Consider the following 11,767-nt stretch of genomic DNA (forward strand, 5'->3'; position numbering starts at 1 on the left):
TCATGCCATCCGGCAATGCGTTGACCAGCGAAACATACTGAACGTCAGCCAGATTGAAGCCGGCGGTTGCGATTTCGGTGGCGGATCCACCCGATGCGTAGTGCAGAGTTGCCATCCAATATTCCTTTGTCTCATTCGATAGCGCCCCGGGGCTTGCCTACTAGAGGGTGTATATTAGCGCCAAATCACATACCTGCAGGCTCTGATAGAATGGTTGATCGCCAATAGGAACGCTCGCACGGAAGGAGAAATCTAAATAGAGATATTCAATAGATATCAAGAATATCATCGCTTTACGTCCGTATATCTATCCAGATTATCTGATTTAATTGGAGATCGGTAGTTTCATGGTCTAAAAAAATAGCTTGCGTGTTGCGGAATGCAATTGTGAAATAAATTTCTATTCGACTGTTCATCTGCCAATTAAGAGATCAGACAAACGTTTAATCTGAGAGCCAAGCCCCTCCACAGTCTCATTGCCGCAACCAATTAGTTGTGGACAAGTTGTAGGCGTCTGCGCGCTCGTCGCCGGATATCGGTCGGCAGATCAGGTTTCCGACATCGGAGGGGGTCGAATCGGCTTATCCGCTGGTCGCAAGGAGGCAAGTCGCGTCAGGGGTTGTGGCTGAGGGGCTGATCATCATGCCTGGTAGCACGCGGACCCGGACAGGGAGCTTAGGAATCCCAGCGTAGAGCAGCCGTACAGCGCACGACTGTCGGAAGCGCTTTCTTCGGTTGTCTTATCAGTGGCGAGTCCGGCTTGGCACAACTCCCTAGAGTTCGAGGCGCAATTCATCCGCGTACCCACAAGATGCTGTCGAGGTGCTTCGCGATATGCGTAAGGCCGTGATCCCAATGCGGTTTACCTCATTCAAACAGACGAGGACAGTAGGCAAGCCTCCTCCTACCGTACCCTTTCACGCGCACAGAAGTAACGAAGCAAAACCATGAAAGCAGATGCGAAAGGCAGTTACTTCACGCGGCCGAAACACGGCGCACGGACGGGAGCTTCGGGATGAATCCGCATCTCGTTTGTGTGGGAGGCGAAGATCACGCCCTGAGAATTCCGTTCCTAATGTCGCTGCGCGAAAGCGGCTTCCGGGTCACTGCAGTTTCGACCGGCGATGAGGCTGCGTTTTTGCGGCATGGCATTCCGCATCGCCGCTACGGTTTCGACCGATTTGCCAGCGGCAGTGGCGAGTGGACCGCCGTAAGAGCGATTCGGAAATTGGTTGCGGAACTCCGGCCTGACATCGTCCAAAGTTTCGACACCAAGCCCAACCTGCTGGCACCGTTTTCGGTGCGCGGAACGGTGCCGGTCGTGCGCACGATCAACGGCCTGGGCTGGACATTCTCCTCGCTGGAACCGCGGGCTCTGGCGTTGCGTCCAATCTTTTGCGGATTGCAATGGCTTGCCTCCTTCTGGACGGCAGCGACGGTGTTTCAGAATCGGGACGATGAGGCTTTCTTCAAGCGCTTTCGATTGATTGAACCCGGCAGCGGAAGAGTCATCCGCAGTTCTGGCATCGACGTCGATGCGTTCGCCATGGCGAGGCATCTTGCTCCGCCGGCAACGAAAATGCGCCAGGAACTCGGGCTCCAGTCAGCAGAGATCGTAATTTTTGTTGGCCGGTTGACCCGCCAGAAGGGCATCCCGGTACTGCTTCAAGCAGTCCCCCGCGTCCTTTCTAAAAGGCCTAATGCTCGTTTCGTGCTTGTCGGCCCTTGGGAGTCCGAAGGTCCATTTGCAGTCGACAAGTTGGAAATCGATCGACACGCTCCTCATGTCATCGCGCTTGGCCCACGACGCGATGTTCCAGCCCTTCTTGGTATGGCCGACGTGTTCGCCTTCCCCACACAATATCGAGAAGGAATCCCGCGCGTCCTGCTCGAGGCAGGGCTGGCGGGATTGCCCATCGTCGCCTCAAAGATGCCCGGCTGCAATGAAGTGGTCGAGGATGGATGGAACGGCTACCTTGTCCAACCGCACGACGCCGATCGCCTTGCATCTCGAATAGTTGACATCCTGTCCGACCGCAGTCGCGGAAAAGTCATGGGCGGTCGTTCTGTCGAACTTGTCCGGGAGCAGTTCGCGCTGCCGCGGGTGGTGGCCCAATATTGCGATCTGTACAAAAATATCCTTGGCGCCAAATCCCACAGCGATCTCGCCCGACCGGCGTCTCCGATCTTGTTTGGAGAGGGTGCTGCGAGAAGCAGATTGGATGTGCGCCGATGATCCGGGACGCGATCCTGGCCTGCGGCCTCGCAATGACCTATGCGGTGCAACTCGACATTCCTGGATCGCCCTTGGGGATTGGCGAACTACTCCTTGTGCTTTGGATCATGCTCTCGATTGCGCGCGTGCTGGCCGGCGGTCGCCTGGAGACCAGGCCGGCGCTGACACTCCTTGCAAGCTACTGGACGATCATGGCGCTTGCTCTCGGGGTCGGCACCGTTGTCGGCTATCTGACCACAATTCTGTACCTGACGGGCCTGATGCACGATACGATGGCCTACCTGCTGTTGGTCAGCGTCACGTGCCTTGCCGCTGCAGAACCCGAGGCTGATCGCCGTCTGCGTCGTACTGGCTGGTGGGTTGTGGGCATCGCGAATATGGCCCTTGCCATTCAGCTGGGACAGGGCTGGGGCTGGATCCCCCGAGCTGGCGTCGATCCCTGGTACTGGGACCGCTTTCGTGGCTGGTCGCATAATCCAAACCAGCTCGCGCTCTACTGCGCAATCTTTGGCCCGCTAGCCTTGCATCTTGCGACCACCACCAGCAACCGATGGGGCAGGTTTCTTGGGATCGCCAGCTTGTTCCTGACCTTCTATGTCGGGAGGCTGACAAAGAGCGATACCTATTTGTACACCAGCATCCTGACCTGCCTGACATTCCTCGGGCTGCGGATCAGGACATGGCTCAAGACCGGTGGCAACGGGATCAGCTTTTCACGGCAAGCCGTCCTCCTGTTGCTTGTCGGTATCCTTCCGTTGGCGATGGCGATAACCCCCTATGCCGTAACGGAGGCGAGCGTCCTCGAAAACTTCGCCAAGGGCCTGACCAAGGACAAGGGCGGCGAGGCTACTGCGGAAACCGCCGCGCTCCGCGTGCATCTCTGGGACGAAGCGTTGGAGAAGGGCGCCGAGTCCGGATCGCTTGGCCTTGGTCCAGGTCCGCATCTCGAGCGCCCATCAGTGTTCGACTCGCAATTTCTGGAACGACCCTTCGAGGCTCACAACACGATCCTGGACCTGTACACTCAAGGTGGTCTCATTGCGGTTCTGGCGCTGGTCTGGATCGTCGGCGCCGCCATCATGTCGGTTTGGCGTGCGAAGCTCGACGCGCTGTTAGCGCTCGTGGTGTCAATCATCATCTTCGGGATGCCGCACCTGATCATCCGCCACCCGATCGTGTGGTTTGCGCTGACCATCTGCCTTGTCGCCGGTACGCCGAAAGCAGTTTCTGCAATCTCCAACAATCCGGGGTAATGGTATGTGTGGTATTGCCGGAATTCTTCTTGCATCCGATTCAGCGGACACGAGGCCGCTCAGGGCAATAGGGCAGATGACGGCCGCACTTCGCCACCGCGGGCCGGATGGCGAGGCATTCTGGGTAAACTGTGAATCGGGTGTCGCCTTCGGTCACAGGCGGCTGGCAATCGTTGACTTGTCGGAGGCTGGCTGTCAGCCGATGCATTCCGAAAGCGGCCGATATGTCATCACATTCAACGGCGAAATATACAATTTCCGTGATTTGCGCCGTGAGCTGGAGAGTACAGGCCATCATTTTCGGAGCGCCAGCGATACCGAAGTCATGCTCGCCGCAGTTGAGAGTTGGGGCCTCGAAAAAGCACTCACGCGTTTCGCCGGCATGTTCGCTTTAGGATTATGGGACCTTAAGACAAGGACGCTCCATCTCGCCCGCGACCGAATGGGCAAAAAGCCGCTTTATGTCGCCTCAACACGCGATGCACTTGTTTTTGCTTCCGAGTTGAAGGCGATCAACCGTTTTCCAGGGTTTTGCCAGGAGCTCGATATCGATGCGGCCGCGGCAATGCTTTCGAAGGGATGGGTACCGGATGACAGCTGCATTTGGCGAGGCGTATTCAAGCTGCCGCCGGGTTCGGTCCTGTCGGTAACGGCCGCTGAGTTCTCCGGGGAACGCAGTGTCGCCTCCCTGTCGCATCGCATTCGACACTGGTGGTCGCTGGCCGAAGCCGCCACGAAAGGGCGGACGGAGCAGGTCGCCGGCAGCGACGAGGAACTCACCGATGAACTGGACGGCCTGCTTCGGCTTGCCGTTCGGGAGCGCATGATCGCTGACGTCCCGCTTGGGGCCTTCCTGTCGGGCGGAATAGACAGCTCGACGGTTGTGGCCCTGATGCAGGCTCAATCGGAAAAGCCCGTGCGCACGTTCACGATCGCTTTCGGAGAGGGCGGGTTCGATGAGGCTCCGCACGCCGCGGAAGTCGCGCGGCATCTGGGCACCGACCATACCGAACTCCACCTTTCGGCTGCCGTAGCGCGCGACGTCATTCCAGAACTGCCGCAGATCTGGGATGAGCCTTTCGCTGACGAATCGCAGATACCAACTCTGCTGGTGGCGCGGCTCGCCCGCCGGCACGTTACGGTGGCTCTGTCGGGCGACGGTGGCGATGAATGCTTCGCCGGCTACGCCCGCCACTTCATGGCGGCCCGTCTGCGACGACAGCATACTCTGCCGTCAGCACTGCGTCGGGCGCTCGCGGCAGGCACTGGGTTACTGGCCCGTGCAGCCCGTCACGATCTCGTCGGCAAGCTGCCGCTTTCGGAGGGTGCACGGCATGCGCTTCGGGGGGATCGGCTGAATCGCCTCGCTCAGCTGCTCGCTGCAGCCAATGAGGACGAGTTGTATCGGCGACTTACGGGATCATCGACCGAGAACCTGAGCCTCCACCAGCCATCCTCATCAATTCACGTCGAGCACCGGCTTGATGGGCTGCTGTCCCGGCTTTTGTATGACGATATGGCCGGATACCTGCCCGGGGATATATTGGTGAAGCTGGACCGCGCCAGCATGGCCAATAGCCTCGAGGGGCGGTGCCCGCTGCTCGATCATCGTGTTGTCGAATTTGCCTGGCGCCTGCCGACGAATACGAAGGTTCGTAATGGCAAAGGCAAGTGGATCCTTCGTCAGTTGTTGCGCCGGTACGTTCCGCAGCGGCTGATCGAGCGGCCGAAGCAGGGTTTTGATGTTCCAATAGCAGTCTGGCTGAGAGGCCCGCTGCTCAGTTGGGCAAACGATCTTGTCGCCGATATGCGCTTGTCCGGAGACGGGATTTTCGACCTTGCGGAGCTCGATGCGTGCTGGCGCGATCACGTTGATGGCAGGCACGACCATTCTCGCAAATTGTGGCCCGCTTTGATGTTCCAGGCCTGGCACAACGAGGCAAGGCGGCCATCGCCGCCCGCAACGGGTTCTCGCGTGCCCGAACTTACAGGAGATTAAGATGGAAGGGTCCATAGTTAGCCGCATCCACCTTCCGCACGTTAACGAAATGCACGTGCCTGCGCGCGAAATCGCTCCGCGCATGAAACGTCAGCTACGCGAACAGATGGACACGCAAACCCCGTTCCATCAGCTCCTCGTTACCCTGGCAAGAAAAAAATGGTTCCTGATGACCATGGTCGTCAGCGGCGGCGTATTAGCCGCGCTTGCCGGTCTTGCACGGCCTGCCCTGTATGAAGCCACCACACAGGTGATCGTCGACGCACCCAGCAGAGCGGGACCTGCCGGCGGCTTGGTCTCTGCTCAGGATGCGCTGGATTCCAGCATTGACGACCATATAACCATGCTCTCGTCGCAAAGCCATCTGCGAAGCGTGGTGGCAGCGTTGCGCAAAACGGACGCTCTCAACAGTACTACAAAGGTTGATGCTGGCACCGAAAATTCTGCTGCTAACCCTGCGGGCCTTGAGCCGCCGAAGCGCTCGGGTACAGCCGATCTGCTAGCCAAAATTTGGCCGCGAAGCACTCCGGCGGAGCCAGATGCGGCTGAGCTCAAGATACTGCGCAAGGGTATAAGGATCGGCCAGGAGCTGCGATCGAGGGTCATCAGTGTCGGCTTCACCGATCACGATCCGGCGCGGGCCGCCTTGATCGCCAACACGTTCGCCCAAGTGTATATTGGCGATCTGGCAAGGAAAAGCCAAGCATCGGACAGACTGGAACTCGAATCGATAGTTGCCGGACTTCCAGCTACACAAAACAGTCTCGCAGAAGCGACCGATCGTCTTGAGAGGTATCGGCTGAGCCATGGCGCGGTCGACCAAGGTGCAGCGGACAATGCCGCCAAAGAGATAGTCGAACTTACCCAGCAAATCTCCTTGTCGAAAGCGGATCTCTCCGCATCGGAATCTCGACTCCAACACATTCAGGACTTGCGAAAGCGGGGCGCGTCGGTTGCCTCGATCGCCGAAGCCGTCGGATCACCGGTGCTGGCCGATCTCTTGGCACGCCAGGCCAACGACACGACAGATGAGGACGTCACAGATGCGATCGACCGTCAGATTGACCAAGAAATCGCCAGCGCCGCTGCCGAGGCCAACATCTATCGCTCTCAGATTGCGGCGCTGCAAAAGCGCAAGGATGTCCTGGATGCGGTCGTAGCCGACACAGCCGGCCGGCTTTCCGGATTGCGCGCTCTCGAGCCGCAGGTCAGCATCCTGACGCAGCGCTACAACGACCTTTTGACCCGGCAACAAGACTTGACGCGGCGTATTGCAAGTCCATCCCCCGGAGTCAGGCTTCTCTCAGCGGCGTGGCCCCCTACCAATCCAACGACTCTTTCGCCGATATTTCTTATTCCGCCCGGCATGGTCGTGTTTGGCCTGATTGGGGGGATATTCATACTTGTCCGCCAACGCTTCGATAGCACCTTGCGCGGAGAGGCCGAAGCTGAAGCAGCGCTCAAGGTTCCGTGCCTCGGGCTAATACCCCAGGCTGCCACAACGCACGCGAAGCGACTGCAGCAGCTGGTTTCAGGCCAGCAGGAGTCCAGATACAGCCGCGCCGTGACGGCCCTGCTTGTCGCCGCGGCGCCCCAACGGGCGAGAGATTGCTCGAACATAATCTTGATAACATCCTGCGGTGAGGATGATGGCAAGACCGAGCTCGCATGGAGCATGGCCTTGGCGGCCACCAGACTTGCAGGGCGAGTACTCTTTATTGATCTGGACCGCACGGACCGCCGCCTTACAGGCGAGTTTGTGAAGGAATTCAGCGCACGTAAGCCGCACAATTTTTTCGGAGACTATATCAGTGACCGTTGTGCGCTGCACGATGCGATAGCTGGAATGTCGGCAATCGGAATCGATTTCATGGCGCTCGCACCGTCGGAGGATCTGCTGCCCTTGCTGTCCAGTGTCGATGGCTCCCCTTTCAAAGATGAACTGCACTCGGTCTATCGGGTGGTCATCATAAATGGACCGCTGGGGCTTGAGGGACCAGAGGCCAGACTCCTGACAGGCTGGGGTGACGTGGTTCTTTTCGCCGTTCGCTGGGCGAAAACGCGACGCAGCATCGCGCGAGGCGTTCTAGACCTGCTTGCGGGCGATACGCCAGCTTCGGTTCCCGTCGCCAGCGTTCTCACGAAGGTTAATCTCAGGAAGCACGCGGGTTACCGGTTCGGGGACAGCGCTGATCTCTTGCTGGAGAGGGCATGACGAGCGCGGCTTTTATTGTTGCGTACTTCCCGCCACCGCCTGGTTGAAAATCACCGCTTTAGGCGCTACGCCGATCGGCTGCTGGGCGCGGGCCATCCGCCAGTAGCTGGGGTTGTCGCGGAGAGGTCCATCCGGAGCGTGGGTCCGAAGTGCCGCCGGACGGGCATTCATGAATTCCGGAACCCACACCTGAGGCGACGCCCCTGACGCCGTCCTTCGTCTGCTTGGCAGGTCCCGCAGCCTGGTGATGTCAAAATCACCTTCCCGCTGCAAGCGGCATGGCGCACCGCTCATTACTGCTTGGCTTGGCGATGAATCCGTAGCGCAGGTGACGAGACTTTGTCGATTTTCGCCCAGAGTGCGCTCCCGCCCATCGTAGATGCGTTCCTGATGGCGTATGCCCATGCCGGCAAGCGTGACGGTGAAATCGCAAGGGCAGTCAAACCTTGCGCCATTCGTTGCGCTTTGCTTCGCGGCAGGGCCCGCACGAACTCACTCACACTACCTGGTTTTTGTCCCTTTCGCAAAAAGCTGTGGACGATGTCTTGCTTCAGGAATTTGGCGAGATTGAACGGCTCGCGCTCGCATTTGCTCAATTGCAAGCCGTGCCGCCGACATATGGCATCGAAGGCTTCTTTCGTCCATCGGCCAATGTGGTTTGGTGGCATGTCTACGAGCGAGCCGTGAGACTCCATATAGTACGTTCTGTTTTCATTTGGCACGGCAATGAAGGCAGATCCTTGCGCCTTCAGAAGATATTTTAAGCGAGCAAAAACCTCATCCACTTGGTCCATATGCTCGAAGACCTGAAACATGAAAATAAAATCGAAGGCCTCTTTCATAGAATCGAAGCTGTCCTCCCGAAAATCGCTCGCAAAGGTCTTGAAGCCTTTTGACGCCAAAACTGATCGCGCCGTTTCGTTGTAGTCGACCGCAGAAATATCCGAAGTATGGAAGAATTTGTTGTTGATGCGGTCGAGAAAATACCCGAACCCCGATCCCACCTCGAGAGCAGTCTTTCCGCCAGTATTCAGGCCCGCGAGCTCTTCGATTGTCCTTGCATATTCCCATTTCATAGTTGGATAAGAAGGGTACGCCCAGGCTAAGTTATAAAACTCAAAGCCGCCGGCGACGAACGGATCTGCGAAACCGAATCCGCAATCTGCGCATTTGCGAATGTCGCAAGTGTTACTGCCCCAGAGATCCGACAGGTGGCTTGTTAACTTTCGAGAGCGATCGGGGTCCTGACGCGGATTGATGAAATGTCGAGAGGCCTCGTCTGCTGTCACTTCGAACAATTTTGCGGTTGATACACTGCCACACGCCGGACAAATGGTCATCTCGCTATCCCTGAAGCCTGGACGAAGGAAAGCCGCCTTCGACGGTATAGAATGCGTAGCAGCCGGCCCAAGGCAGGCCCTCGACGATGCCGCCACGCTAAATTCGTCTCCGGCTACGCAACCGGCCCAGTCTCGGGCGGATCGCGAACACGTAAGTAAGAATGTGCTGGCTCGCAATTTTCATAACTGATGGACGAAGAATTTGCATGGCATCTTGGATCGTCGCTCGCCAGGACTGCTGGTGGAATCTGCTAGGAATACGAGCAACCCGTAGCGCCCGTAACAAAGTCTCGGGGCGAGGGAGGTGTTTACGATCCTGAATTAGATTCCAATTAAGCTCTTTGACAGCAAGAGTTACTTGATCAACTTCATCGAAACTCTTAGTTGTAGTGATGCTCGGGTGATTCGTAGCATCGTAGAAGATCAAGCCGTCACTTATTGCAACCATGTCTCCGTGGCAGGCCAGGTCAACAAAGAACAGCTGGTCGACTCCGGCCGGGATTGAATTGTGCGCGCGCATCAGGCAACCCGCGTGAATGACGTCGCGATTGATCAACAGCGTCGACGGGATGATCCCAAGGCTCCGCGTCGTACGGACCAGATAGAGGTCCGTCAGGCATTGCTGGCTCGAGTAGACGGAGATCCGTTGTCGCCCTTGCGGTGGCAATCGGAATTTCATCCGATCGTCCTCAATTATGTTCGCTGCACAGGTCATGAATGCAGCCGAGGGATGCTTGGTGGAAACCTCGGCAAAGGTCTTGAGTGCGCCTGGGGCGAGCCAGTCATCGTCATGGAGCAGCTTGATCCATTTTCCAACGCAAGCGAGCATGGCGTTGTTGGTATTCTCGACCTGACCCCGGCCCCGGCCGTTCTCGACAATTCGGATGCGAGGCTCGGTCCGTGAATACTCGGCCACGATTGCCCAGGTCGCTCCCTCTCGGCCCTCGTCGTCGCTGACGACCAGCTCCCAACTGGCAAAATCTTGACTCAGAATGCTATCCATCGCCCGGCGGATCGTGTCCGGTCGGCGAAAGGTTGGGATGGCAACTGAAATGAAAGGGCGCAGTCGCGAAGCATCAGCGCGATGATGTTGGTCAACCACATCGGTCGTTTGAAGCTGATCAAGCTGCGATTGCTTCATGGTGTTTTTCCCTCGAGATGATGACTCTGCTTTGGTATGGCGGCTCCCGCCGGTTCAACGTTGTGGTGGAGAAGATACAGAGAGGCCGCCGTTTTCAGTGCAAACCCGACGGCGCCGCCGGCCGCCATCAGATAAATGACTTTGAGTGGTTCCCAACCTGCCTCAGCACCGGCGAGTAGCGGGCCAAATACAAGCGCCGTCCGCGCGCCGTCGACGAGAAGTCGTACCTCTTGCCGCCGCAGAAGAGCTGGGACATCTTGAAGCGGTGTCGACAACGCCTGCGTAGCACCCATGAACGCCAGCGCGGTCATAATGTCTGCGGCGGGAACCCAAGGCGCGCCCAGGAGGGGAACGACGATATATGGCGCGGCTAGGCCAAGCGCTAATATTGGCAATGCAGTGAGGCCGGCTGAAAGCATCAAGAGGCCGTGCGCGGTGCCGAGCAAATGGGCGCGACTGCTGGTTTTGTTCGCCTCAGATACAAAAACATTGCTAAGCGGGTTGGCGATCAGCGTGACGGGTGCAGTCACCAGCCGCGACGCAACTCCCAGGTAACCGGCAAAAGCGGCGCCAAACAGCGAACCCACGAGTATTGCGGGAAGATTGATGATGGCAAAACTCGCTAGGGCCGAGGGAATGTCGAACAATGGAAACTTGTATTCTCGCCTGGCGACGGCAAAGACGGTCCGCCACGGCGCTCGGGCGATGCCGCCTATGTCCTTCCTGCTCAGAATCCGAGAGCCGAGGATTCCGATGAAGACGAATTGGCTCAGGATATGAGCATGCACCATCGCCTCACCTCCGAAATGGGCGAGCCCAAAAGTTAGTTGCAGCAGGGCCATGGTCACCGGCAAAATCAGGCGGCCGAGGGCGAAGTCGCGTAGCAGGCCTACGCGCAGACTCCAGCAGTTCATTGCTTCGACGAGACCGGCGCCCCCCATCCCAAGTGGAACAAGCCAGGCGAGGTGGCCAACCCGCGCTGGAGCGATGCTCGCCCACAGCAGTCCTGCCGCAAAGGCCAGGACACTCGTCACCGAGACAGCCAGGAGAATGAGCTTAACCGTCACATATGCCTGCGCACTGTCCTTGACCCCATAAAGAGAGGCCTCGAAACGCAGTGCTGCGATCGCACCGAGGATGTTTACGATCGACAGATAAATCGTGAAGATCCCGAAATCTGCCGGGGAATAGAGCCGGGCCAAAACGGGAATAGCGGCGACGAGGGTCAGCTGGCCGGCAATCGCCATGGCCGAAACGCCTCCTGCCGCGCGAAGAATACCGCCGATCGGGCTTGGAGGAACACGGGTGATTATTTTCTCGACCGTAGGAACCGTCCTGGATCTCAGAAAGTAGCTTTGGGACATGAGCTCGCGATTCCGAGGAGGCAAAATGCGGTTGAGCAGAGCTTACGATGGGGCCTGAACGTCACCATCATCCATCTGAATGACATCGTTCGGCACAGCGCGGATGCGGCGAATTCTTTGTGCTACGTGCCAAGTACAACTGCAGTCTCTGAATAGAGATCGCTCGTTGGAGTTGCCCGCGATGAGCTGATTCTGCGAGGATCGCGCATCGATGCCCGG

General features: G+C 58.0%; 7 protein-coding genes. 4 read left to right on the plus strand and 3 right to left on the minus strand.

Annotation, left to right across the window (positions count from 1 at the left end):
- The first annotated feature begins 1,015 nt into the window (after nucleotides 1–1,015).
- From NKI95_RS16220 to NKI95_RS16235, 4 genes are read left to right on the plus strand one after another with little or no spacing between them, the layout of a single operon-like run.
- On the plus strand, nucleotides 1,016–2,236 hold the full coding sequence (locus tag NKI95_RS16220) for a glycosyltransferase (RefSeq protein WP_352718004.1): 1,221 nt from the start codon (nucleotides 1,016–1,018) through the stop codon (nucleotides 2,234–2,236).
- A complete protein-coding gene (locus NKI95_RS16225; RefSeq protein WP_352718005.1) occupies nucleotides 2,233–3,489 on the plus strand; it encodes an O-antigen ligase family protein in 1,257 nt (418 codons plus the stop codon). The genes NKI95_RS16220 and NKI95_RS16225 overlap by 4 nt, the downstream gene beginning before the upstream one ends.
- A gap of 4 nt (nucleotides 3,490–3,493) precedes the next feature.
- Nucleotides 3,494–5,488 (plus strand): asparagine synthase (glutamine-hydrolyzing), encoded by a 1,995-nt coding sequence (asnB, locus tag NKI95_RS16230; protein WP_352718269.1) that lies wholly within the window; start codon nucleotides 3,494–3,496, stop codon nucleotides 5,486–5,488.
- Nucleotide 5,489: 1 nt separating this feature from the next.
- Complete coding sequence (locus tag NKI95_RS16235; RefSeq protein WP_352718006.1) at nucleotides 5,490–7,703, plus strand: GumC family protein; 2,214 nt, start codon at nucleotides 5,490–5,492, stop codon at nucleotides 7,701–7,703.
- Between the two features lie 293 nt (nucleotides 7,704–7,996).
- On the opposite strand, the gene NKI95_RS16240 is transcribed toward NKI95_RS16235, so the two are convergent.
- The 3 genes from NKI95_RS16240 to NKI95_RS16250 all read right to left on the minus strand — a co-directional run bounded on the left by NKI95_RS16240 (nucleotide 7,997) and on the right by NKI95_RS16250 (nucleotide 11,431).
- A complete protein-coding gene (locus tag NKI95_RS16240; RefSeq protein ID WP_352718007.1) occupies nucleotides 7,997–9,043 on the minus strand; it encodes a class I SAM-dependent methyltransferase in 1,047 nt (348 codons plus the stop codon).
- A gap of 97 nt (nucleotides 9,044–9,140) precedes the next feature.
- Nucleotides 9,141–10,184, minus strand: coding sequence for a glycosyltransferase family 2 protein (locus tag NKI95_RS16245; protein WP_352718009.1), 1,044 nt, complete (start codon nucleotides 10,182–10,184; stop codon nucleotides 9,141–9,143).
- The gene (locus NKI95_RS16250) at nucleotides 10,181–11,431 is read right to left on the minus strand and encodes a lipopolysaccharide biosynthesis protein (protein WP_352718010.1); all 1,251 of its coding nucleotides are present in this window, start codon (nucleotides 11,429–11,431) and stop codon (nucleotides 10,181–10,183) included. The genes NKI95_RS16245 and NKI95_RS16250 overlap by 4 nt, the downstream gene beginning before the upstream one ends.
- Between the last annotated feature and the right edge of the window lie 336 nt (nucleotides 11,432–11,767).

This window comes from Mesorhizobium sp. M0306 (genome assembly GCF_040321655.1).
GTDB lineage: Bacteria > Pseudomonadota > Alphaproteobacteria > Rhizobiales > Rhizobiaceae > Mesorhizobium.